This window comes from Mycolicibacterium setense, assembly GCF_000805385.1.
Lineage (GTDB): Bacteria > Actinomycetota > Actinomycetes > Mycobacteriales > Mycobacteriaceae > Mycobacterium > Mycobacterium setense.
The window spans coordinates 68,760-92,354 of record NZ_JTJW01000001.1; the positions used below are offsets into that span (position 1 = coordinate 68,760).

General features: G+C 65.6%; 24 protein-coding genes. 11 read left to right on the top strand and 13 right to left on the bottom strand.

Going from position 1 to position 23,595, the window contains the following annotated elements; all coding sequences use genetic code 11:
* Positions 1 to 40 precede the first annotated feature (40 nt).
* Complete coding sequence (locus QQ25_RS00375; protein ID WP_039376535.1) at positions 41 to 2,122, top strand: AMP-binding protein; 2,082 nt, start codon at positions 41 to 43, stop codon at positions 2,120 to 2,122.
* A gap of 7 nt (positions 2,123 to 2,129) precedes the next feature.
* Here QQ25_RS00375 and QQ25_RS00380 read toward each other — a convergent pair whose 3' ends face one another.
* Both QQ25_RS00380 and QQ25_RS00385 read right to left on the bottom strand, forming a co-directional pair.
* A complete protein-coding gene (locus QQ25_RS00380; RefSeq protein WP_039326590.1) occupies positions 2,130 to 3,146 on the bottom strand; it encodes a beta-ketoacyl-ACP synthase III in 1,017 nt (338 codons plus the stop codon).
* Positions 3,147 to 3,195: 49 nt separating this feature from the next.
* Complete coding sequence (locus tag QQ25_RS00385) at positions 3,196 to 4,842, bottom strand: ABC-F family ATP-binding cassette domain-containing protein (protein ID WP_039376536.1); 1,647 nt, start codon at positions 4,840 to 4,842, stop codon at positions 3,196 to 3,198.
* Positions 4,843 to 5,054: 212 nt separating this feature from the next.
* Between QQ25_RS00385 and QQ25_RS00390 the strand changes: the two genes are divergently transcribed.
* Genes QQ25_RS00390 through QQ25_RS30890 form a run of 3 tightly spaced genes read left to right on the top strand, consistent with a single transcriptional unit; the run spans position 5,055 to position 9,443 of the window.
* The gene (locus QQ25_RS00390) at positions 5,055 to 7,088 is read left to right on the top strand and encodes a toprim domain-containing protein (RefSeq protein WP_039376538.1); all 2,034 of its coding nucleotides are present in this window, start codon (positions 5,055 to 5,057) and stop codon (positions 7,086 to 7,088) included.
* A gap of 20 nt (positions 7,089 to 7,108) precedes the next feature.
* Positions 7,109 to 9,247, top strand: coding sequence for a DNA gyrase subunit A (locus QQ25_RS00395; protein WP_039376541.1), 2,139 nt, complete (start codon positions 7,109 to 7,111; stop codon positions 9,245 to 9,247).
* A 46-nt stretch (positions 9,248 to 9,293) separates the two neighbouring features.
* Entirely contained in the window at positions 9,294 to 9,443 is a 150-nt protein-coding gene (locus QQ25_RS30890; protein WP_157847778.1) for a hypothetical protein, read from the top strand.
* Positions 9,444 to 9,574: 131 nt separating this feature from the next.
* Here QQ25_RS30890 and QQ25_RS00400 read toward each other — a convergent pair whose 3' ends face one another.
* Positions 9,575 to 10,147, bottom strand: a complete 573-nt coding sequence (locus QQ25_RS00400; protein WP_039376543.1) for a TetR/AcrR family transcriptional regulator — start codon at positions 10,145 to 10,147, stop codon at positions 9,575 to 9,577.
* A gap of 161 nt (positions 10,148 to 10,308) precedes the next feature.
* On the opposite strand from QQ25_RS00400, the gene QQ25_RS00405 reads away from it, so the two are divergent.
* Positions 10,309 to 11,118 (top strand): SDR family NAD(P)-dependent oxidoreductase, encoded by an 810-nt coding sequence (locus tag QQ25_RS00405; protein ID WP_039376546.1) that lies wholly within the window; start codon positions 10,309 to 10,311, stop codon positions 11,116 to 11,118.
* Positions 11,119 to 11,179: 61 nt separating this feature from the next.
* On the opposite strand, the gene QQ25_RS00410 is transcribed toward QQ25_RS00405, so the two are convergent.
* The gene (locus QQ25_RS00410; protein ID WP_039376548.1) at positions 11,180 to 12,196 is read right to left on the bottom strand and encodes an LLM class flavin-dependent oxidoreductase; all 1,017 of its coding nucleotides are present in this window, start codon (positions 12,194 to 12,196) and stop codon (positions 11,180 to 11,182) included.
* A complete protein-coding gene (locus tag QQ25_RS00415; RefSeq protein WP_039376549.1) occupies positions 12,193 to 12,696 on the bottom strand; it encodes an SRPBCC family protein in 504 nt (167 codons plus the stop codon). Before QQ25_RS00415 ends, QQ25_RS00410 begins: the two co-directional genes overlap by 4 nt.
* A gap of 219 nt (positions 12,697 to 12,915) precedes the next feature.
* Between QQ25_RS00415 and QQ25_RS00420 the strand changes: the two genes are divergently transcribed.
* Entirely contained in the window at positions 12,916 to 13,632 is a 717-nt protein-coding gene (locus tag QQ25_RS00420) for a DUF1906 domain-containing protein (protein ID WP_101906538.1), read from the top strand.
* 14 nt (positions 13,633 to 13,646) lie between these two features.
* Here QQ25_RS00420 and QQ25_RS00425 read toward each other — a convergent pair whose 3' ends face one another.
* Positions 13,647 to 14,087: a hypothetical protein gene (locus QQ25_RS00425; protein ID WP_039326602.1), complete on the bottom strand. Its 441-nt coding sequence runs from the start codon at positions 14,085 to 14,087 to the stop codon at positions 13,647 to 13,649.
* Positions 14,088 to 14,222: 135 nt separating this feature from the next.
* Between QQ25_RS00425 and QQ25_RS00430 the strand changes: the two genes are divergently transcribed.
* A complete protein-coding gene (locus QQ25_RS00430; RefSeq protein ID WP_039326604.1) occupies positions 14,223 to 15,119 on the top strand; it encodes a serine hydrolase in 897 nt (298 codons plus the stop codon).
* A 19-nt stretch (positions 15,120 to 15,138) separates the two neighbouring features.
* Here the strand turns inward: QQ25_RS00430 and QQ25_RS00435 are convergent, their stop codons facing one another.
* Together QQ25_RS00435 and QQ25_RS30760 are read right to left on the bottom strand one after the other, a co-directional pair.
* Complete coding sequence (locus tag QQ25_RS00435) at positions 15,139 to 16,185, bottom strand: coiled-coil domain-containing protein (protein ID WP_039376551.1); 1,047 nt, start codon at positions 16,183 to 16,185, stop codon at positions 15,139 to 15,141.
* Between the two features lie 113 nt (positions 16,186 to 16,298).
* The gene (locus tag QQ25_RS30760; RefSeq protein WP_131546047.1) at positions 16,299 to 16,538 is read right to left on the bottom strand and encodes a hypothetical protein; all 240 of its coding nucleotides are present in this window, start codon (positions 16,536 to 16,538) and stop codon (positions 16,299 to 16,301) included.
* A 366-nt stretch (positions 16,539 to 16,904) separates the two neighbouring features.
* Between QQ25_RS30760 and QQ25_RS00445 the strand changes: the two genes are divergently transcribed.
* Positions 16,905 to 17,501, top strand: coding sequence for a TetR/AcrR family transcriptional regulator (locus QQ25_RS00445; RefSeq protein WP_039326608.1), 597 nt, complete (start codon positions 16,905 to 16,907; stop codon positions 17,499 to 17,501).
* A gap of 111 nt (positions 17,502 to 17,612) precedes the next feature.
* Here the strand turns inward: QQ25_RS00445 and dnaB are convergent, their stop codons facing one another.
* From dnaB to rpsF, 5 genes are all read right to left on the bottom strand, one after another.
* A complete protein-coding gene (gene dnaB / locus QQ25_RS00450) occupies positions 17,613 to 18,998 on the bottom strand; it encodes a replicative DNA helicase (protein WP_039327306.1) in 1,386 nt (461 codons plus the stop codon).
* A 517-nt stretch (positions 18,999 to 19,515) separates the two neighbouring features.
* A complete protein-coding gene (rplI, locus tag QQ25_RS00455) occupies positions 19,516 to 19,971 on the bottom strand; it encodes a 50S ribosomal protein L9 (RefSeq protein WP_039326610.1) in 456 nt (151 codons plus the stop codon).
* A gap of 20 nt (positions 19,972 to 19,991) precedes the next feature.
* Positions 19,992 to 20,252, bottom strand: coding sequence for a 30S ribosomal protein S18 (gene rpsR, locus QQ25_RS00460; RefSeq protein ID WP_029109238.1), 261 nt, complete (start codon positions 20,250 to 20,252; stop codon positions 19,992 to 19,994).
* 35 nt (positions 20,253 to 20,287) lie between these two features.
* Positions 20,288 to 20,797, bottom strand: coding sequence for a single-stranded DNA-binding protein (locus QQ25_RS00465; RefSeq protein WP_039376553.1), 510 nt, complete (start codon positions 20,795 to 20,797; stop codon positions 20,288 to 20,290).
* Positions 20,798 to 20,866: 69 nt separating this feature from the next.
* The gene (gene rpsF / locus QQ25_RS00470; protein WP_039326612.1) at positions 20,867 to 21,157 is read right to left on the bottom strand and encodes a 30S ribosomal protein S6; all 291 of its coding nucleotides are present in this window, start codon (positions 21,155 to 21,157) and stop codon (positions 20,867 to 20,869) included.
* Between the two features lie 156 nt (positions 21,158 to 21,313).
* On the opposite strand from rpsF, the gene QQ25_RS31160 reads away from it, so the two are divergent.
* The 3 genes from QQ25_RS31160 to QQ25_RS00485 all read left to right on the top strand — a co-directional run bounded on the left by QQ25_RS31160 (position 21,314) and on the right by QQ25_RS00485 (position 23,499).
* Complete coding sequence (locus QQ25_RS31160) at positions 21,314 to 22,036, top strand: hypothetical protein (RefSeq protein WP_201774188.1); 723 nt, start codon at positions 21,314 to 21,316, stop codon at positions 22,034 to 22,036.
* A gap of 142 nt (positions 22,037 to 22,178) precedes the next feature.
* Positions 22,179 to 22,757 carry a hypothetical protein gene (locus tag QQ25_RS00480; protein WP_131546049.1) on the top strand — a complete coding sequence of 193 codons (579 nt, stop codon included), beginning with the start codon at positions 22,179 to 22,181 and terminating at the stop codon, positions 22,755 to 22,757.
* A gap of 97 nt (positions 22,758 to 22,854) precedes the next feature.
* Positions 22,855 to 23,499 carry a hypothetical protein gene (locus tag QQ25_RS00485; RefSeq protein ID WP_052235534.1) on the top strand — a complete coding sequence of 215 codons (645 nt, stop codon included), beginning with the start codon at positions 22,855 to 22,857 and terminating at the stop codon, positions 23,497 to 23,499.
* Positions 23,500 to 23,595 lie beyond the last annotated feature (96 nt).

Genomic DNA, 23,595 nt, shown 5'->3' on the forward strand with positions numbered 1-23,595 from the left:
TAACTGCCGCAGCTAACTAAGGACACCTGGCAGAACCACCGTGGCACGAGAAGTGATCGCCGTCGACACAACGCTCGATCACCCATGCCCCGATGTCTGGCCCGTCCTTGCGGCAGCTGAGCTCTACCCGCGGTTCTTTCGCGGCATCGGTTCGTGCGAGCAGGCCGCCGGCGATCCGCACCTGTTCGAGGTGCGGCTGTCCACCTCCCGCGGTGCCGTCGTGGTCCTCGAGATGCGCCGGACGGTCCGCCTCTCGGGCACGGAACTGCGTCTCGATGCGACGCAGACAGGCCGCTGTTTCGCCTCGATTCGGCTGACCCCTGAAGGGCGTGGCGCTCGGATCGCACTGAGGATCTTCGCGGTCGGCACGCTCCACCCCGATATCGCAAAAGCCAGCGACAACGCCATCGAGAGCTGGATCCGCGAAGGGCTCCAGCGAATCTCGGACTACCTGTCGGGTGAGCCGTCCGCGCAACTGGTCAACATGGGTGACGGGCGCTCACTGCAACTCAACGTCCTGAAGACCATGATCACCAGCGGTGTGGTCCGCGCGTCTCGGCCCGATCGCGGTCTTCGCCAACTCAATTCACTCGCCAAATGGGGATTCACGCTCGCCGGCGGCCTCGCCGCCGCTGCCGCGCGCGCACCCCGGACCACCGCGTCGATCGACGGATACGGGACATCGACCTACGCCGACATGGCCGAACGCACCACACAATTGGCCTCGGGCCTCGCGGTCATCGGTTTCACCAGCGACAGCACGTTCGCGGTCCTCGCCCGCAATCATTCGGCGATGGTCGAGTGCATGGTGGCCACGAGCAAGTTGGGTGCCGACCTGGTGTTGCTCAACACCGGCCTTGCCGCCCGCGCGATCGAAGAGATCGTCAACCGGCACAGTGTCGACGCCATATTCGTAGACGGCGACTTCGAATCCGAGGTGCGGTATGTCGCCGCAGATATCCCGCGAATCTCCATACACGCCAATTCGTCTACGCCGCAGCGTCGCTCGGTGGACGATCTCATTTCCACGGGCACCGGCGCCGCACCGGTGGCGCCACCGAAACAACCCGGCAAGCTGGTAGCTCTCACCTCGGGCACCACCGGCACCCCCAAGGGGGCCCGACGGCCCACGCCACCCGGCTTCGGTGCCATCGCCGCGATGCTGTCGCGCATGCCGCTACGTCACGGCGAAGTGATGCTGCTGTGCGCGCCGCTGTTCCACACCTGGGGTCTGGCCGCACTGCAGGTGAGCACCCCGCTGCTCGCGACGGTGGTGCTGACGGAACGGTTCGACGCCGAAGAATGCCTCAAAGCCATTGAGCGCCACCGCTGCACCGTGGTGATCCTGGTGCCGGTGATGTTGCAGCGCATTCTCGAGCTGCCTGCCGCCGTGATCAAGCGATACGACACCTCGTCGCTGAAGGTGGTCGCCAGCAGCGGGTCGCCGATTCCGGGCACGGCCGTCACCAAATTCATGGAGATCTTCGGCGACGTCCTCTACAACTTCTACGGGTCCACCGAGGTGTCCTGGGCGACCATCGCCGATCCCGCCGACCTCCGCGTCGCCCCCACCACAGCGGGCCGGCCACCCCTGGGTACCCGCGTCGCCATTCTCGACGAGCGCGGCCGCATCGCCCCCGTCGGGGCCGTCGGGCGCATCTTCGTCGGCAACGACATGCTCTTCGACGGCTACACCAATGCGAAATCGCCTGCCGTCGAAGACAGGCTGATGGACACCGGCGATCTCGGGTACCTCGACGGCAGTGGACGTCTCTTCGTCGCCGGGCGTGACGACGACATGATCATCTCGGGCGGCGAGAACGTCTTTCCACGCCCGGTCGAAGAAGCCATCGCCGTGCTGCCCCAGGTCGCCGACGTGGCGGTGGTCGGCGTTCCGGATCCAGAATTCGGCCAGCGCCTGGCCGCATTCGTCGTCCGCACCGAAGGATCGTCACTCGACGAGGACACCGTCAAGAACTACGTCCGGAACCGCTTGAGCCGCTTCTCGATTCCGCGTGACGTCACCTTCGTCGATCAGCTGCCCCGCACCGCCACGGGCAAGGTCTTGAAGCGCCACCTGATCGAGGGCCAGTTCGGTGTGGAAATGGGCTGGCCCGGCTAGTTGGCGCTCACTCGAAGGGCACCGGCGGCAGCTTGACCACCTGGGCCGCATAGCTCAGGCCGGCACCGTAACCGATGAGCAACGCCAGATCGCCGGGTTTGGCCTTGCCCGTGGACAGCAGGTCCTCCACCGCCAGCGGCACCGACGCGGCCGAGGTGTTGCCGGTGCGCTCGATGTCGTCGGCGATCACCGCGTCGGCACGCAGCCCCAGATTCTTCGCCAACAGTTGATTGATCCGGCTGTTCGCCTGATGCGGCACGAAGACGTCGACGTCCTCCGGCCCCACCTTCGCTGCCTCCAGTGCCCGCAGCCCCACATTGCCCATCTCGAAGGCGGCCCATCGAAACACCGATGTGCCCTCGACACGCAGGTACGGGCGTGGCCCGGCCGGGTCGGCGGCGAAATCCATCCAGTCGATGTCCTGGCGGATGGCGTTGTCCTGACGCCCGTCGCTTCCCCACACCGTCGGGCCGATGCCCTGATCTGGGGTTTCACCGACCACTACGGCACCCGCACCGTCCCCGAAGATGAAGCAGTTGCCACGGTCGTGCATATCGAGGGCGAGCGAGAGTTTCTCCGAACCGATGACCACGACTCTGTGTGCGCTGCCCCCACGCACCATGTCGGCAGCCAGTCCGAGCCCGTATCCGAAGCCGGCGCAGCCCGCGGAAAGGTCGAACGCGGGCACACCGTGCGCACCGAGCTCGCTGGCAACGGCAGGCGCGCACGCCGGCGTCTGGCGGTAATTGGTGCTCGTCGCGACGATCACCGCATCCACGTCCGGGCCGCTGAGCAGGGCATTGGCCACCGCTCTCCGGCCTGCTTCGACGGCCATGGATGCGGCCGACTCGTCGTCGGCGGCGAACCTGCGAGTCTTGATCCCCGTGCGGGTGTAGATCCACTCGTCGGACGAATCGATGTGCTCACACACCTCGTCGTTGGTGACGATCCGAGACGGACGGTACGCACCGAGGCTGAGGATCCCGACCTTGGTAATTCCGGCGTTCGCCGCTATCTCGGTCATGCCGTCAGACTCTATCCGGAGCGACTGCTCAGTCGCCCAAAACGTATTGCTACAACGCTGCGACCCGGCCGTTGTCGACCGACCACGACCGGTCTAGCCGGACGTTCTGCAGCATCCGCCGATCATGGGTGACCAGCAGCAACGCCCCGTCATAGCTTTCCAGGGCCTGCTCGAGCTGCTCGATCGCGGGGAGGTCCAGATGGTTGGTCGGCTCATCGAGCACCAGCACATTCGTGCCACGCGCCTGCAGCAGTGCCAGGCCGGCACGGGTGCGCTCACCGGGTGACAGATCGTCGACCGCACGTTCCACGTGGTCGGCCCTCAGACCGAACTTCGCCAGCAGGGTCCGCACGTCGGCCGTCGACCACTCCGGCACAAGCCGCTCGAACCGGTCGACGAGTTGTCCGGCACCCGTGAAATCGGCACGGGCCTGGTCGATTTCACCGATGGCGACATTGGCGCCCAGGCTCGCGCGTCCCTCGTCCGGATGCTGACGGCCCAGCAGGAGCCGCAGCAACGTCGACTTACCAGCCCCGTTGGGGCCCGTGATCCCGATCCGCTCGCCTGCGTTCACCTGCAGCGACACCGGGCCCAGAACGAAATCACCTTGCCGCACAACGGCATTGTCCAGCGTGGCGACCACCGCGCTGGACCGCGGAGCCGCCGCGATGCTGAACTGCAGGCTCCACTCCTTGCGGGGCTCCTCGACCTCCTCCAGGCGAGCGATCCGGCTCTCCATCTGCCGGACCTTCTGGGCTTGTTTCTCGCTGGATTCGGTTTGCGCTCGGCGCCGGTTCTTGTCGTTGTCGGGTGCCTTTCGCATCGCGTTCCGGACGCCCTGGCTCGACCACTCCCGCTGGGTCCGCGCCCGCGCCACGAGATCGGCCTTCTTGTCGGCGAACTCGTCGTACTCTTCGCGGCGGTGGCGGCGGGCGACTTCCCGCTCTGCCAGATAGCTCTCGTAACCACCGCCGTACACAGTGGTCCGGTTCTGCGCCAGATCGAGTTCCAGGACGCGGGTCACGGTGCGCGCCAAGAATTCCCGGTCGTGACTGACCAGCACCACACCACCGCGAAGGTCCCCGACGATGCTCTCGAGCCGCGCCAGGCCATCGAGGTCCAGATCGTTGGTCGGCTCATCGAGCAGGACGATGTCGAACCGCGACAGCATCAGCGCGGCAAGCCCGACCCGTGCCGCCTGACCGCCCGACAGTGCGGTCATCAGAGTCGATTCCGGCCGCACCGCCTGGGCGTCGAACCCCAAGTCGGCCAGCACCGCAGGCAACCGTTCGTCGAGGTCCGCGGCGCCGGTGGCAAGCCAGTGGTCCAGCGCAGCGGAGTAGCCGTCGGCATCTGCTGCCGGATCGGCCAGCGCCTCAGCTGCCGACTCCATGGCGAGCGTGGCCTCGGAACAGCCGGTACGCCGCGCGATATAGGCGGCCACGGTCTCGCCCGGCACTCGCTCGTGTTCCTGCGGCAGCCAGCCGACGAAGCCGTCGACCGGAGCGAGATTGATCACACCGTCGAGTGGCTCGAGATCCCCGGCGAGGATGCGCAGCAATGTGCTCTTGCCCGCACCGTTGGCGCCCACCACTCCCACGACATCGCCTGGTCCCACGGTCAGGTCCAGCGCCTCGAACAGGGTGCGGTGGGCGAATCCGCCGGCCACGTTCTTCGCGACAAGCGTTGCGGTCATGGCCTTATGGTCGCATTGCGGGCAATCTCTGCCGCCATCGCCGGCTTCGTGGCCGGTTTGGCCGTGGCAGTGGCGCCCGGTGTCGGCGACTCAGGGCAGAATGCGTATGCCTCCCGTGCCACAGGGGTGGCTGCACGGCGGGGTCGCCGAGCACGGTGACACCCCGACGGGAGCCGATTGCTGCGGCATCGGCCCTGGTGGAAAGGACAGCAGTGAGTTACAACGCCGCAGACATCACCGAGCTCGACGATGTCCAGCACACACGCCTGCGGCCGGCGGTGAACCTTGGCCTGGATGTCCTCAACACCGCGTTGCGGGAGCTGGTGGACAACGCGATCGAGGAGGTCGCAGACCCCAGCCACGGCGGGTCATGCGTGACCATCACCCTGCACGCCGACGGATCGGTCAGCGTCGCCGACGACGGCCGCGGCCTACCAGTCGACTCCGACCCGGTGACCGGGAAGAACGGCATCGTCAAGACCCTGGGCACAGCACGGGCCGGCGGCAAATTCTCCGTGCACGCCGATGCCACGAGCACCGGTGCCGGATTGAACGGAATCGGTGCCGCCGCAGCGGTGTTCATCTCCGCGCGCACCGATGTGACCGTGCGTCGCGCCGGCAAGACGTATCTGCAGAGTTTCGGCGCGGGCTACCCCGGTTCGTTCGAGGGTAAGGATTTCGATCCGGACGCGCCCTTCACCCGCTCCGACACGCAGAAACTGCGCGGCGCGGGCAACCGAAAGCCCGAAGCGCACGGCACCACGGTGCGCATCCTGTTCGACCCGGCCGTGGTGCCCGAATCCAGCCTGGACATCGGTGAGGTGCTGCTGCGCGCGCACGCCGCGGCACGGATGTCTCCCGGGGTACACCTGATCGTCGTCGATGACGGCTGGCCCGGCGACGAGGTTCCGCCCGCGTTGCTCGAGCCGTTCAGCGGTCCCTGGGGCACCGACACCCTGCTGGGCCTCATGTGCACCGCCGCGGGCACTCCCGTGCCCGAAGTACGCGCCGTGGTGGAGGGCCGCGGCGAATACTCCACCGGACGCGGCCCGACCCCGTTCCGGTGGTCACTGACCGCGGGCCCGGCTGAACCGGCCACCGTCGCCGCCTTCTGCAACACCGTGCGTACGCCCAACGGCGGATCGCACCTGACGGCCGCGATGAAGGGCCTGTCCGAGGCGCTGGCCGATCGTGCCTCCCGGATCCGGGACCTGGGCCTGGCCAAGGGCGAGGACGGACCCGAACCGCAGGACTTCGTCTCCGTCACCGCGCTCGCGGTGGACACTCGGGCCCCCGACGTGGCGTGGGACTCGCAGGCCAAGACCGCGGTGTCGTCGCGGTCGCTGAATGTCGCGATGGCCCCGGACGTGGCGCGCAGCGTCACCATCTGGGCCGCCAACCCGGCCAATGGTGACACCGTCACGTTGTGGACGAAGCTGGCGTTGGAGGCCGCCCGGGCCCGCCGTAGCGCCGAAGGCGCCAAGGCCCGCGCTCGGGCAGCTTCGAAGGCCAAGGGGCTGGGCACGAACCTGTCGCTGCCACCCAAGCTGCTCCCCAGCCGTGAGTCGGGGCGCGGCTCGGGCGCCGAATTGTTCCTCTGCGAGGGTGATTCGGCGCTGGGCACCATCAAGGCCGCGCGGGACGCCACCTTCCAGGCCGCCTTCCCGCTGAAAGGTAAGCCGCCCAACGTCTATGGGTATGCCTTGAGCAAGGCGCGGGCCAAGGACGAATTCGACTCGATCGAACGGATCCTGGGCTGCGGGGTGCGTGACCACTGCGACCCCGAACTGTGCCGGTATGACCGGATCCTGTTCGCCTCCGACGCGGACCCGGATGGCGGCAACATCAACTCCAGCCTGATCTCGATGTTCCTGGACTTCTACCGTCCGCTCGTCGAGGCCGGGATGGTGTACGTGACGCTGCCGCCGCTGTTCGTGGTGAAGAACGGCGACGAGCGGATCTACTGCCAGGACGAATCCGAGCGTGACGCCGCGGTGGCCCGGCTGAAGGAGAGTTCCAAGAAGCGGGTGGAGGTGCAGCGCAACAAGGGTCTCGGCGAGATGGACGCCGATGACTTCTGGAACACCGTGCTGGATCCGGAGCGGCGCACCGTGATTCGGGTTCATCCGGACGACAGCGAGAAGAAGCTGCATCACACGTTGTTCGGTGGGCCACCCGAGGGCCGACGCACCTGGATGGCCGATGTGGCCTCCCGCATCGACACCGCCGCGCTGGACCTGACTTGAGAGATCGTAGGTAGAAGACTGTGACCGCCACCCTGGACGTTCCCGAGCAGAACCCCGATCTGGTGCTCGACCAGAGGGCCGACGACTACTGGAATCAGTACCAGCTGACGTTCGCGCTCTACAGCGTGAGCGACCGTGCCATCCCGTCAGCCTACGACGGGCTCAAGCCCGGTCAGCGGCGTCTGCTCTACCAAATGCACGAGTCGAAACTGCTGCCCGCCAACAAACCACAGAAGTCCTCGAAGATCTGTTCCGCGGTCACCGGCAACCTGCACCCGCACGGCGGCGCATCGATGTACGGTGCCGCCGCTCTGATGGCCGCCGACTTCCAGCGCGTGAAAGTCATTGACGGGCAAGGCGCATTCCCCCGTATCCAGGGCGACATCCCCGCCGCCGACCGTTACACCGAGATGCGCTTGTCCGCTCCTGGTGCGGCACTGACGGCCGAACTCGACAATCACGCGGTGCCGATGGTGCCGACATTCGACGGCGAGTGGACCGAGCCGACGTGGCTGCCGGCCCAGTGGCCCGTGCTGCTGTGCAACGGCGCGGTCGGCATCGCCGAGGGATGGGCCACCAAGGTTCCCGCGCACAATCCGCGCGAGGTGCTCGCAGCCTGCCGGGCACTGCTGAAAACCCCCAACATGACCGACGACAGGTTGGTCAAACTCATCCCCGGTCCCGACTGGGGCTGCGGGGCCACCGTTGTCGGCGCGGCCGGTCTGCGCGAGTACATCACCACCGGCCGCGGCCAGTTGACGGTCCGCGGCACCGTCACCGTCGACGGGAAGAACTGCATCGTCACCGAACTGCCGCCCGGCGTCGCGAGTAACACTGTGCAGGACCGGATCCGGGCCCTGGTCGAATCCGGCGAAATGTCGGGTGTGGCCGATATGTCGGATCTGACCGACCGCCGCAACGGGCTGCGCATCGTCGTCACCGCGAAGCGCGGCCACAGTGCCGAGCAGATCCGCGATCAGCTCCTGGCCCTGACCCCGCTGGAATCGACGTTCGCCGCCAGCCTGGTCGCCCTCGACGAGGATCGCGTGCCGCGCTGGTGGACCGTCCGCGAGCTGATCTCGGCGTTCCTGCATCTGCGCGATTCGGTGGTGGTGCGGCGCAGCGAGTACCGCTTGGAGAAGGTCACCGCACGGCGCCATCTGGTGGCCGGGTTGATGAAGATCCACCTCGACATCGACGCCGCCGTCGCGGTCATCCGAGGGTCCGAGACCGTCGACGAGGCCCGCCAGGGTTTGCAGGAGCGGTTCTCGATCGACGCCGGACAGGCCGATTATGTTCTGTCACTGCAACTTCGGCGGCTGACCAAGCTCGACGTGATCGAGCTGCAGGCCGAGGCGGAGAAGCTGGACACCGAGTTCGCCGAACTCACCGAGCTGGTGGGCAATCCAGATGCGCGCCGGAAGGTGATCGACCAGGAGCTGGTCGAGACCGCGAAGCTGTTCAAGGGTCCCGAGTACGACCGGCGCACTGTGCTGGATGCCGAGGCCACCCCCGTGACCTCGTCGTCCGACGATGACGGGCCCCGCGAGCGGAAGGTCAACGCCGCCTGGCGTCTCGACGACCGCGGAGTGTTCTCCGACAGCCACGGCGAGCTGCTCACCTCAGGGTTGGGCTGGGCGGTGTGGACCGACGGACGCATCAAACTCACCACCGGCGGTGGCCTGCCCTACAAGATCCGCGACATCCCGGTGGCCCCGGACATCACGGGACTCCTGTGCTCGGGCGTGCTGCCACCCGGCCACCACCTGGCCCTGGTGACGCGACGCGGGAAGGTATTGCGCATCGACCCTGCCGCGGTCAATCCACAGGGCGCGGCCGGCAACGGCGTGGCGGGGGTGAAGCTTGCGGGCGACGGCGATGAAGTGATTGCCGCGCTACCGGTTTCGTGTGAAAACGGTGAGGCGATCCTGTCCCTGTCGGAGAAGAGCTGGAAGGTCACCGAAGTCGCCGACATCCCGGTCAAGGGCCGCGGCGGTGCCGGTGTGGGGTTCCACCCGTTCGTCAAGGGCGAGGAGGCACTGCTGGCGGCGACGATCTCGGCTACGGGATACGTACGCGGCAAGCGAGCCGTACGCGCCGAGAATCGCGCGAAAGCATCGATCAAGGGGGCAGGGACGGATGTGACACCGGCGCCGTAGGCGTCGCGGCTCAATTAGCCTGGCGACAACAGCGTGAGGAGATTCGATGGTCAGCGCGGAACCACATATCTACATCACAGTGCCGTCGATACGGATCTGGGCCAAGAACAACCGTTGGGCGGCCGTCGCCCTGGCATTGGTTGCCGCAGCGGTGTTGCTGGCCGCTGTTGGCATGGCGTTCTTCCTGTTGTCTTGACGGTGCGCTTTCGAACGGACATCACATCGGCGGACGCCCGGCCGCGCGTGGGCATGATAGACCCGATCCTGGCCTAAAGGCCAGGTCATCTCCACTGCTGCCAACGAAGTTGACCGATACGCCCTTGACACTCAGCGTAAAGCCGCGATCGCCGCACTCAATTCGCGCAGAGACTGTTCGGCAAGCTTGGAGAGTGTGCGACGATTTGCCGGCTCGAGCCAGCGGAGGTAGGCAGCGCTGAGGGCGAGCGCGCCGACCTCGGCGGCCAGGCCGGCGGTCGGCTCTTTCACACCGCGCTGGCCGAGGACCTCTGCCATCTCGCCGGTGAGTGTGGCTCTTTTCAGCAGTTCGCGCTCCTGCAGATCGGAGTTGACGGCAATGATGGCCTGGCGTTTGGCGAGGAAGTCCCGCCTCTCTTCTCCGAACTCAGCAGCGAATGCCGCCATCCCCGCACCGATCGCTTCCAGCGGCGTGGCGGTGGCGGGCGCATCGGCGATCGCGTCGGCGAACAATCGGCGGTGCGCTTCTTGGGCGCCGAACAGGATCTCGCGCTTGTCAGCGAAATGACGGAAGTAGGTCCTCTTGGTCAATCCCGCCCGCTGCGCGATTTCCGTCACGGTCACGCTGTCGTACCCCCGCTCGACGAACAACTCCATCGCGGCTTCTACCAGCCGCTCTGGAGCGTTGGGCTCCCACCGACTCATCCCCACACCTTAGGACGGCGCGACAGCGAATGACACCAAGTGCCATCGCACTGTAGTGTGATGGCACTTGGTGTCATCAGCTGAGCTGGGTTGCGGATCCGCTCGCCGGGACCAAGTCGATGTGGACAACCAGTTGGCCCACCGTCTAGACAGGAATTGAAATGAAGGATCTTCGCACCGCATATGGTCAGTACGCGGTCGTAACCGGGGCGTCCTCAGGTATAGGAGAGGAATTCGCACGCCAGCTGGCTGCCGCGGGCGTCAACGTCATCCTGGTGGCACGCCGCCAGAACCAACTAAAGGCGTTGGCCGACGAGCTCTCCCGTTTGCACGGCACCACGAACGAAGTCATCGCGCTCGACCTCCTCAACGAGGGTGCCGTCGACGAATTATGGCGCCAGGTCAACGATCTGGACGTGGGGATCGTCGTCGCGAACGCGGGCATTTCCTCCACGGGGCGAATGCTCGACCATTCATCAGCCGAGGAGCTCAACGTTCTCACCCTCGACGGTGCAGTTCCCCTACAGATGGCGCACCGCTTCGGACAGGACTTCGCGCGGCGACGCCGCGGCGGCATCATTCTGGTGTCCTCGACGATCGCAGCCAGCCCCGTGCCGTATCTGGCCAACTACGCCGCGGTCAAGGCGTACGTCTTATCCCTCGGCCGGGCATTGAATTACGAACTGAAAAAGGATGGCGTCGACGTTCTCGTCGTTTCCCCCGGACCGACGCAAACGCAGGGCCATCAAAAGGCAGGAATCGACATGCGCGGGGTGTCGGTGATGGCGCCGTCGCAGGTGGCCCGCACTTCGCTGAACAGCTTAGGCAAGCGTGCCCACGTCATCCCTGGTGCCACAAACAATTTCATGGACCTCATGGGCAAGTACCTCATGCCGCGTTGGTTTTCGGTCAGATTCTATGGCTGGCTTTTTCACCGCGCTCTCTCTCACGGTGCTCGGAACGCGTCATGAGCCGAGTTGTCATTGCGAGCGTGGCCCTACCTGCGCGCCCAAACGCGCGTAAATCCGCGGCTTACACGATCGACATCAGTTGTCCCAGCGTGGCGAGCTGCTGGCGGTAATCGCCATCGAGTTTGACCAGCAGCGTGGTGATGGACGCATTGCGGTACGCCGCAACACGTTCGGCGATGGCCTCTGGGGTGCCCAGAAGGTTGGTGAGGCGGCCCAAGTCGATGGGGACGGCGGCGCGCGCTTCTTCTCGCCGCTCTGCTTGCCAGAGTTCGATGACACGAGCGACGTCACGTTCATAGCCCAGACGGTTGAACGCGTCGTTGTAGAAGTTGCGCCCGCGTGCTCCCATGGCGCCGATGGTGAACGCGTAGCCGTCTGCGTGGCGGCGGGCAGCGGCTTCGGCAGCCTCGGCGTCACTGTGGAGTTCGACAGCGACCGGCGCGACGAGATCGAGGTCGCCTAACGTGCGGCCGGCAGCGGTGGCGCCCTCCCGCAGCGGGCCGAGGAACACTTCGGCCGCTTCGGGGATGAAGGCGTTACCGAGCCAGCCGTCGGCGACTTCCCCGGTCAACCGAAGGTTCTTCGGGCCCATGGCGGCGATGTACACGGGGACGTGGCGGGGGGCCACGAGTGGCTTGAGCGCGGCCCCGCTGCTGTCGGGCAGCGGCAGGGGATAGACCTCACCCTGATGTTCCAGCCGCTCGCCGCGGCTGACGATGCGGAGGATTTCGATTGTCTCGCGGGTGGTTTGAACAGGCTTACGGAATGGGACACCGTGCCAACCCTCCATGACCCGTGGGCCCGAGGTTCCGACACCGAGCATGAATCGGCCCTGCGATAGTTCCTGCAGGCTCAGGGCTGAGGTGGCCAACAGGGCGGGGCTGCGCGAGCCGAGCTGGACCACGAAGGTGCCCAGGCCGATCCGGTCGGTGCGGGCGGCCAGGTAGGCCAGTCCGGTGAGGGCGTCGTATCCCCACACTTCGGGCACCCACAGGGAGTCCACGCCAAGCTGTTCGGCTTCGGCTGCGAAACTCCCGGCTCCCGGCATCCGGGGTTCGATGACCACGCCGATCTTCACGACGACTCCTTGGCTCCGAGTTGTTCGGCGAGCCACGCAAGGTTGGTACGCATGTTCTGCTGCCATTCCTCAAGTCGGCGGGCGACGATTCTGCCTTCCTTTTCCGGCATGGCAAGAATCGCGGGGGTCAGTCCCGAAGGCCCCGGGCCCATCCTCGCCCACTGACGCACGATGGCGCCCTGGCTGGACGGCTCGACTTCGAAACCCCATGTGGCGGTGATACCTTCGGCACCGTGGACGTTCCAGGTCCAGCGGCGACCGGGCTCCACTTCGGCGACTTCGCAGACGGTTTGCCATTCGCCGAAGGCGTCGTGCCGGTTATACCCGCGGAAGCGCGCCCCGACCTCGATGTGATCGGCACCGTCAAGCCACTCGACGTGCTTGAGTTCAGCCGAGTTACGCACCGGCAGTTCGATGTCCGTGACGTAGCGCCATGCGACGTCGGCATCGCATGGCACAACCTGTGTCACTTCCACAGTGGGCTGATCGCGGTACCGCACCAGGCGTCCTTTCGTTGACGTTGTTACGGGTTCGTTCAATACGCATGCCGGTACACCGCAGCGCTACCGACATCATGCCTCGGCCATGCACGACCGATCGGATACATCCTGGTATCAGTTGCGGCGCGGTCACACTGTTAACTGCCGTCACTTTGTTAACATCGCGCCGTGCAGGTTTCCCGGCGTGACGCGCTGCGCTATGCCGCCGCGGTGTCGGCAATGGCCGGACTGGGTGCGGCGGCAGGTCTTGGCGCACCCACGGCGTCGGCCGCCGCGCCCACCCTGATCGACTTCGCCGCGCGTCAGATACCGGCCCGGGACATCCGGGCGGCCGGTCACGCCGGGGTGATCAACTACGTCTCGACGTCACGGCCCGGCTCGACGTTCGGCGCCAAGCCGATCACGCTGCCCTACGCCCGGGAATTGAACGCCGCCGGGCTGGCTATCGTCAGCAACTACCAGTACGGCAAGCCGGGCGGGACCGCACCGTCGGACTTCACGCGCGGTTACGCCGGTGGCATCGCCGACGCGCGCACCGCCTGGCAGCTGCACACCGCCGCCGGTGGCGGCAAGACCGCACCGATCTTCTTCAGCGTCGACGACGACATCGACCGGAACACGTGGAATTCCCTCGCACTGCCGTGGTTTCGGGGAATCAACTCCGTGATCGGGGTGCAGCGCACCGGTATCTACGCCGGTATCAGGCCGTGCCAGTGGGCGATTGCCGATGGTGTGATCGGGAGGTCGAGCACGCCCGGCCGCGCGTGGGCATGGCAGACCCGATCCTGGTCAGGCGGTCAGGTCCACCCGGCCGCAGTGATGTACCAGCGGATCATCGATACCGCCTCGAATCCGGGACCGGTGGTCGGCGGCATCCGCGTCGACGTCAACGACGCCCTGGCCCAGGATTGCGGCCAGTGGAACCTACATCCGTGAGGGGCTGAACCACATCAGGCGGCCGTGACCCGCATCTCGGCGCCCGGATGCGAACTGAGCGTGACCACCACGGTGCCGCTGCCTGTCTCGAATGTGCTGTTGGCGTAGCCGATGAACCCGTAGTGCCCGTCGATCGTCGATACGGCGGTGATGTCACCCCGCCCCGAGGCGCCGGTATCGAGATTCACCCACGCGGCTGTCACGGTGAGTGCACACGAACCGTCGTAGATGCCGGCGTCGTAGTGGATCGCAACACGCACGCCGTCCTCGACACGATCGTCGACCTGTACCGGCGTCACCTGAGCCTCGGCACTGACGCTTCCGGCACACGTCGGGGACGCCACCACCGGAACGCGGTCGAGTTGCGCGGAGCCCTCGGCGTGGGCCGCGGCCGTCCAGTACCAGGGGGCCGTCACCACGATGCCGAGAATGCCGGCAAGGCGGAACGCAGTCATGCTCCGATTATCGACCACCGGGCAGGGGGCGTTACCTTGCGGATGACCCAGCCGAATCGCGCCGTTTAGGCTGTGATGGCCGGTGAGCGCAGCGTGAACCTGCTCCCTGGTCCGGGATCTACTCGAAGGAGACTCATGCGTGGGCGGCTGTTGAATCGAGCGGTGACGAGAATGGCAATCGTCTCTGTGGCGCTGCTCGTGAACGGTTGTGAGGCCCAGGCGTGGAGCACGCCTCCGGCCCCCGAGAACCCGCCTGCCTCGTTTCCCGCGCTGCCCGCGGCCCCGCCGCCGGCGGCATTCGAGGGACTCGATGCCCGCACCCGTCAAGCCACCGCCGACGCGGCCAAGTCCGGGGCCGACATCGAGATCGTCGCACTGGACCGCGACACCGGCCAGGTCGTCTCCAACGGCGCCAACAAACCCTTCCCGATCGCCTCGGTGGTGAAGCTGTTCATCGCCGACGACCTGCTGCTGCAGGAGTCGAAGGGCGAGACGAAACTGTCTGCGGCCGACCGCAAGTCGCTCGACGTCATGCTGCGCTCCTCCGATGACGGTGCGGCCCAGAGCTTCTGGGACCGCAGCGGCGGCAACGCCGTCATCTCACGCATCGTGGCGCGGTACGGGTTGACGGGTACCACCGCGCCCTACAACGGACACTGGGACGTCACGCAAAGCACCGCAAGCGATCTGGTCCGTTACTACGACATGCTGTTGGACGGCAGCGGTGGGCTGCCGGCCGAGCAGGCCGAGGTGATCATGAACAACCTCGCGCAATCCACGCCGACGGGAACCGACGGATACCCGCAGCGCTTCGGCATCCCCGACGGACTCTATGCCGAGGCGGTCGCGGTCAAGCAGGGCTGGTTCTGCTGCTGGAACGGCGGCAACCAGTTGCACGTGTCCACCGGCGCGATCGGACCCGAACGCCGCTACGTCATGGCGATCGGCTCTCTGGAACCCGGCGACGGAGCCTCGGCTCGCAACACCGTCACCCAGGCAGTCAAGACGATGTTCCCCGGCGGTCACGTCTAGCGCTTCGCGGGGCGGTCGGTCAGTGGCGAGGTGTCGTGGTGATGTGCACGTGGTCGTAGTGGCCGTAACCCGATGCCTGTGGGCCGGACGGCGTGTAATAGGTGCCGCGCCAGATCACATCCTGTAACCCCAAACGGGCCGCGTTGCTCATCGCGAACGCGAGAATCTCGTCGCCGAGCGCGATGCCCTCGGGGCTTTCGGGATTGGGAATCATGATGTCGATCGCCAGACCGTTGGGGTGCCACGGCTTCGAATCCGGCCGGACTCCATCGATGTCGGCGATCTGGGGAAACCGTGCGCTCACGGCCCGGGCGGCCAGGACGGTGTTGGGCTGCAACCCTGCCTCGTTCGCGACGCCGACGGGCAGCGCCTCGGGGATGTCTGCCCGAGCCGCCGCGAGGGACGGTTCTGACAGAGCGGGCGCGCTCGCGTTGTCGACCACGGCCTGCTGTTGTGGTGTCAACGCTCCGTACTGCGCTTCGGCGTCGGCGATCTGCCGCAGCAATTCGCGCCACTTGGCCTGCAGGTCTGCGCGCACCGACTCCGCACGCTCGGCCGCGACGCGGGCATCAGCGGCCGATTTCTCCGACGCCGCGGCAGCCTCGGCCGCCCGCTCACGTGCCGATCGATAGGCCTCCAGCTGGCCCGCTGCCCCATCGGCGACCGCCCGCTGGATCGACAGCTGATCGATCAGCTGTTGCGGAGAACCTGCGGTCAGCATCGCCGCCACATCACCGGTGCGTCCACTCATATAGGTCATCGCGGCCACCCGGTTGACGGCGGCCTGATGGGGCTGAAGCTGGGTGTTCGCGACGTCGAGCGCCTCCTGGTCGACGCGATGGCGGTCTGCCGCCGCCGTCTGTTCGGCCAGCCTGGCGTCGACATCGCGTTGGGCAGCTGTCACGGACTCGCGAGTCTGAACCGCCTGACGGGACAGCTCGTTGAGCTCGGCCATCGCGTCAGCCGCAGGCTCCGCCTGCACGCCGGCTGTCGCCGTCGCGAGCACCAGGACCGCGGCCACTGAACCGCACGCCGTTCGCCCCAGCAAGCGGCGCACCCCGGTCATTCGGATTGTCACGGTCCTTCACTGCAAGGACCGCTCATGGCCCGGCTGGATATCTCCCGGACAGGCTACGAACTGACCAAGGCGATGTCTACCCCGCGGGATGGCGTTGTCGATCAGGACACGTCTTCTGACTGCTCCTCTATGTCGCTCAGCTCCGACACCGGGACCTCGCCCATCACCTCGTACTTGTCGGGCCGCGACATTCCCGGCAGCCCGCACACCTCGTCGAAGTTCACACCCAGGTAGGTGACGAACGCGGTACCAGCGGTGTCCGAGCCGATTTCGAAAGGGTGCCCACGCCACTGGCATGTCGTGCGCACCTTGACGAGCCGCTCGACCTCATCCATCGGCATCAGCCGTTCGCCCCTTGCCCGCTGCCTCCGCGATGGCTCAAATCCTGCGGGGAGCGGCTCATCGTTGGAGAACAGACGCACACGGCCCTCACGGAGCAACCACGCGCGATACTCACGGCCGCCGTACGTCGCGTAGTAGCCACTACCCCGCCACGCCCGTTCAGCGGAACTCATGTGCGACCCGCCCAGTCCCTCTTCGACACGCCGTACATCCTGACGCACATCTCACGAGCCGGCGGCCGCTGCGAACCGCGACGTCCATCGCCGGACACGCGTCGGCGTCAGTGAAGCTGCCCCGAACGCGGCCCGGCGTTAACAATCCATGTGTATTATTACGTCTGTATTGGAACAACGAAAGGGAGACAAATGCCGAAACAGGTCGATCACCAGGAGCGTCGCGAAACGATCGCCCGCGCTCTCTGGCGTGTGGTGGATCAACGCGGAGTCTTGCGTCTGAGTCTGCGCGAGGTGGCGACAGAGGCCGAGATGTCACACGGACAGCTCCAGCACTACTTCGCGAGTCGTCAGGAGCTGCTTTCGTTCGCGATGGACTTCGCCGCCGAACAGACTGCTCAGCGCGTGGCCCGTGGCCTGCAGGAGCTCGGCGCGGCGCCGCACCCTCGAGACGTCCTGCGGTTGACACTCGTCGAAATGCTGCCGCTGCACGCAGATGCGCGCGCGACGAGCCGAATGAATGCCGCCTACGTTCTCGAAGCACTGCACGACAACACGATTCGCGATCGCACGCGCGAGGGCTTACGTCAGGGACGGGAACAGGTCAAAGCACTCATCACCCAAGCGATCACTGAGGGAAAGATCGCCCGCGATCGCGACGCCGACACCGAGACCGACCGCGTCCTTGCGTTGACCGGCCTGACACCCCTTCTCGACCTGGAGGTCATCAATCCCGGGGAGGCTCTCGCCGCAATCGATCAGCATCTCGACGAACTCTTCACGTCGTAGAGAAGCACTCGGGCGCATCACCACGATCTTCAACCCGCGCCCTGAATCGCGCGGTCGAATCTCACTGCCCTGTCACACATGACGTCAGGAAGGACAATCTACGGGCTGCATCTAGCGCGCCATATTCGTAAACCGCGAGAAGTGAAGCTGGTGCGCCACAGTGATATTCGCCGTCGGGCCGTTGCGGTGCTTACCCAGAATAATATCGGCTTCACCACCGCGCGGGTCTTCACGATCGATTGCATCAGGCCTGTGCAACAGCATGACCATGTCCGCATCTTGCTCGAGTGATCCGGATTCGCGCAGGTCAGAGACTTGCGGACGTTTATCTGTGCGCTGTTCCGGACCACGGTTAAGCTGGCTAATTGCTACCACCGGAACATTTAGTTCTTTTGCCATCAATTTGAGGCTACGCGAAAAATCTGACACTTCTTGCTGACGTGATTCGTATTTCTTACCCGAACTCATCAGCTGCATATAGTCAACGACCACCAGTTTCAGATCCGCCTTTTGGGCGAGCCGTCGACCTTTTGCCCGGATCTCCATCATGGTCAGGTTCGGCGAATCGTCGATGTAGAGCGGCGCCTCGCTGATCTCGCTCATCCGGCGGGCCAGCTTGGTCCAGTCGTCATCGCTCATCCGACCCGAACGCATATCGCCCAGTTTGATTTTCGCCTCGGCCGAGAGCAGTCGCATGACGATCTCGGACTTGCTCATTTCCAGCGAGAAGATGACGCTGGCCATCCGGTGCTTGATCGAGCAGGACCGCATAAAGTCAAGTCCCAGAGTGCTTTTCCCCACGCCTGGACGCGCCGCGATGATGATCATCTGCCCGGCATGCAGCCCATTGGTGATCTCGTCGAGTTCGGTGAAACCGGTGGGCACGCCGCGGGAGATGCCGCCCTGCGAGGCGATCGCGTCGATCTCGTCCATCGTGGGCTGCAGCAGGTCCTCGAGCGGGACGAAGTCCTCCGAGGCGCGACGTTCGGTGACGTCGTAGATCTCGGCCTGCGCGCGGTCGACCACATCGCTGACATCCGCACCGTCGGCCCCGGCGTAGCCGTACTGCACCACCCGGGTGCCCGCCTCCACCAACCGGCGCAGCATCGCCTTGTCGGCGACGATGGCGGCATAGAAACCGGCGTTGGCCGCCGTCGGCACTGTTGAGATCAAGGTGTGCAGATACGGGGCGCCGCCGATGCGGCGCAACAGCCCCCGGCGATCGAGTTCGGAGGCCACGGTGACGGCGTCCGCGGGCTCACCGCGCCCGTACAAATCGAGGATCGCGTCATAGACGTTCTGGTGGGCCGGGCGGTAGAAGTCGCCGGGCCGCAACCGCTCGAGCACATCGGCGATCGCGTCCTTGCTCAACAGCATGCCGCCGAGGACAGCCTGCTCGGCCGCCATGTCCTGCGGCGGCTGCCGGCCGAAGTCCTCCCCAGGCGGAGGGCCATCCATATGCGAATCCGGATGCCCCAGGTCGTCCACCACCGCCACGGACTCCCCACCCCCTTCCGAAACCCATCTCACGACGGGCTCGAACATCTATTCGAATCGGTACTGCAACTGTAGAACAGGGCTCCGACAAAGCTTCGTGACGGCGCTGCGACGCATCACGGTAGACGTTGCTGGCGTCGCCCGAAACCACCCCTGTTGATGAACCTGTGGATGGCATGGGGATAGGTCTCGGTCGCGGTGTTGAACCTCTGGGGAGAACCTGTGGATCATTCCAGAACAATCTGTTGTTTTCCCAGGTCAGGGTGCCATAGAGACTGTCAGTGATTGTGCATGGGAAGTTCTTCGGCGTGTCGTGCCGGGTTGCCGTCCCGGGCGTGTTGTGTTGCGTGCCGGAACCGCGCCGGTTAACACCAGGTGTGCTTCGCTGTCCAGAGTTTTGCGCAGCGCGTTCGCCAGACATACAGCAAACGCCCGAGTGGAAACCTTTGCAGGCTTCCACCCGGGCGATTGAATGCCGGCGGAACTACTCCGCTACGGGATTACTCCCGCGACCGGATTACTCCGCGACGACGTTGAGCGACACCTTGGCTTCCACCCCGGTGTGCAACCGGACGATGACCGGATGCGTGCCGACCGACTTGATGTGCGCCTTGGGCAGCTGCACCGTGCGCTTGTCCAAGTTGGGCCCACCGGCCTTCTTGATCACGGACACGACGTCGGCAGCGGTGACCGAGCCGAACAGCTTGCCGGTGTCACCGGCGGCGTGAACCGGCAGCGACACCTCGCCCAGGTTCTCCAGAGCGGTCTTGAGCTCGTTGGCGTGCTCGACGCCGCGGATCTCCTTGGTCTCGCGGGCGCGACGGATCTCGTCGGCCTGGCGCTCGGCGCCACGGGTGGCCACGATGGCCAGCCCGCGCGGCAACAGGTAGTTACGGCCGTAGCCGTCCTTGACCTCGACGACGTCGCCTGCGACGCCCAGATGTTCCACCTCAGCGGTGAGAATCAGCTTCATGGTGTGTACTCCGTTCCTGGCTAGCGCGTCGACGAGCCGAACGGCAGCAGAGCCACCTCACGGGCGTTCTTCACCGCGATGGCGACATCGCGCTGATGCTGGACGCAGTTGCCGGTCACCCGACGGGCACGGATCTTGCCGCGCTCGCTGATGTAGGTGCGCAGCAGCGCGGTGTCCTTGTAGTCGATGATCTGCCCCTTACCCTTCTTGGAGCAGAACACGCACTTGCGAGTCTTGACCGGCTTTTCCGGTGCCGGCCGTCGCTTTGTGGACTTGGCCATTGGTTATCTCTTCCTTGCAAAATTTTCGATGTTGATCAGAACGGCGGCTCGTCGTCGGCCCCGCTGAAGGAACCGGACGCCGGCGCACTACCCCACGGATCGTCTTTGGGCTCGGACTGGCGCGCGGCACCGCCGCCGCCACCACTGCCACCGCCGAAGCCGCCCCCCCCACCGCCACTACGGCTGGCCTTGTTGACCTTCGCCGTGGCGTAACGGAGGGACGGACCGATCTCGTCGACCTCGACCTCGACAACGGTGCGCTTCTCGCCCTCACGGGTTTCGAAGGAACGTTGCTTGAGCCGGCCTGTGACGATCACCCGCGAACCTCGGACCAGGCTCTCGGCCACGTTCTCGGCAGCCTCACGCCAGATGTTGCACCGGAGGAACAGCGCCTCGCCGTCCTTCCACTCGTTGGTCTGGCGGTCGAACATGCGCGGTGTCGATGCAACGGTGAAGTTGGCGACGGCCGCACCGGACGGCGTGAAACGCAGTTCCGGGTCGGCAGTCAGGTTTCCGACAACAGTGATGGTGGTGTCACCCGCCACGAGATCCTCCTGGGATAGGCATGTCCGTTTGCGCGAAGCCTACGTAGCTGCGCCGACGACTGACAGCCTTTAGTGCTTGTCGGTCCGCATCACCTTGGTCCGCAGCACGGACTCGTTCAGGTTCAGCTGACGGTCGAGCTCGGACACGGTGGCCGGTTCTGCCTTGACGTCGACGATGGCGTAGATGCCCTCGGCGTGCTTGGCGATCTCGTAGGCCAGCCGGCGGCGGCCCCAGATGTCAACCTTTTCGACAGTCCCGCCATCCTTGCGGACGACGTTCAGGAACGTCTCCAGCGACGGAGCTACGGTGCGCTCGTCAAGTGTGGGGTCGAGAATGACCATGATTTCGTATGGACGCATGTGGAACCCATCACCTCCTATGGTCGTTGCGGCCACGGCGTGTTCCGTGGCAGGAGGGTCGCCTGCGTCGGCAACCGGCCCAGGCTACCTGAAAGCGCGCTGAACTGCGAAATCCGTATAGGGTGAGCTCCTTGGTTCTGGAGTCGAGGGGGATGCGTGAACTATCCGTACGGGCCTTACGGGCAAGGGCTGCCAGGGCAACCAGGACAGCCGCAACCGCCCGGATATCCGCCGCAGCCCGGCTTTCCCCAACAGACCGGCTACCCCCAGCAGCCCGACTACTCCCAGCAGCCTGGTTACCCGCAGCAGCCGGGTTTCCCCCCTTCGGGCTACCCCCAGCAGGGCGGCTTCCAGCAACCCTATGGTTTGTCAGCCGCTGAACCCAGTGGCACCACAGGAACCATCGCCGCCGTGCTCGCAGCGTTGGGCGCTGTGGCGGGCCTCGTCGGCGGCGCGTTCGCGGCTATCGGCCTGGCCGCATTAAGCGGCATGAGCAGCACCTCCGACATCTCCGGCGGGGTGTACGCGCTGGTGGTCCTGGTGGTCCTGTTCAACTTTGTGTTCGGGCTGACGATCGCCACCGGAGCTGTCTTATTGTTCCAACGGAAGATGCTCGGCCGCTGGCTGGTTGTCGCCGCGTCCGCGCTGGCGATACTGAGTAGCCTGATCAGCTTCGGCGTGGGTGCCGCCGCGGCCTCGGCCTACGGCACTTACGGCGGTGGCGGCCTGTTCCAACTGTTCGGTCTCGTCTTCCCCATCGCGACGATCGTTCTCGCCCTACTGCCGTCGACAACTGCATGGATCAACGCCAAGCCGAGTCCTGTTGCGCCCCAGTTCTATCCACCCGTGCCACAGCAGTACCCGCCCTATCAGGGCTGAGCGGATTGGTCCTGCTGCCGTCGACGACCAGGTGGATTCTGGCGAATCGGAATCCGGTTGTGCCCCAGTTTTACCCACCCTATCCAGGCCGATCTGCGAAGGTCTTTGTGCGGGCCGCCAATCACCCAGGATCGGAGCAGCAGTGACCTCTCCACACGGACCCCAGGGCGCGAATTTACCCGGTGAGACAAGTGATCCGGAGCAAAGTGGCGACCAAGAGCTCGAACATCCCGAAGCCCCACCGGATGGGCTGCAACCATCGGTTGCGGTGTCGCCCAGTGCGGTCACGGCGATCATCACGGCTCTCCTGGCGGGGGTCGGCGCGCTGCTGACGCTCGGCAACGGCATTCTCGGGGTGACCGGGCTTGCCGCACTTGCCGGTGACGCGGGCCTGCGAACGCTGGCGCTCAGGTCTGCCGGGGCACTCACACTGACGGTCCTGGCGACTCTGCTGAGCGTCGTCTGCGGAATCCTTCTCCTGGCCGGCACCGTGGCGCTGTTGCGGCGCAAGATGATTGGCCGCCGGCTCATCGTCAGCGGCTGCGTGTTGATCATCGTGGGCAGTCTGATCAGCGTCGGGCTGAGCTTGGCCACGACGGCCGGCTACGGGGCGCCCGGCGCCAGCGGGCTCGCGATCGTGAGCCTCATACTGCCCATCGTGACGCTCGTGTTGGCCTTGCTCCCGTCCACAGCGGCGTGGATCCAGCGCAATACGATGTGATCGCAGCTACCTATTGCCGGCCACCGCCGGAAGCCCGGGTTGTACTTCGCAATTCGGACCAGGTTCACGCGTCGGCATCGAGAATTCGGGGGAATCTGTGACCTTTCCCAATGGCCCCTATGGCCAGGGCTTTACGGATACGCCCGGCTACCCCCAACAGCCGGGCTATCCCCAGCACCCGGGGTGGCCGCAGCAACCCGGCCATTTCCCCGGCTATCCGCAGCCCGGCTACCCGGCCGGGTATCAGCCGAACCTGCCCAAGGGTCCCAGTGGCGCGACCGGGATCATCGCCGCCATCCTGGCGCTACCGGGCGCCCTGGTCGGTTTGTTCTACGTGGTGACGTCGGTGGTCATCATCTGGTCTGACCATGAATACGCCGTGGGTGCCGTCTTTGGTCTGGCCGGCGCCGCCGTCGGACTGGCGCTCTTCATCGGTGCGATTGCGCTGTTTCGCCGCAAGATGATCGGCCGCCGACTCATCATCGGCGGATGCGCCGTGGCCATCCTGTCGGGTCTCGCCGCCCTCTGCGACATGGCTATCGGTATCACAGGCAATCCCAGCCGTGAGCCCGTCGGATTCAGCGTGGCCATAATCGTGGGTCTCGTCTTTCCGACCTTGACGCTCGTGCTGGCGATGCTGCCGTCGACCGCAAGGTGGATTCAGGCCAAGCCGGCCAAACCACACCCGGTGGCGGCCCAGGCCTATCAACCTTCTCCGGCGTACCCACCGTATCCGCGTTGAGCACAAGCGCTCTCGCCCCGGACCGGCGGTTTCTACCTAGGGGTTGAGCGAGAACAGAATTCGCCGCCCTGACGTAGGAACCGATGCACCCGCAGT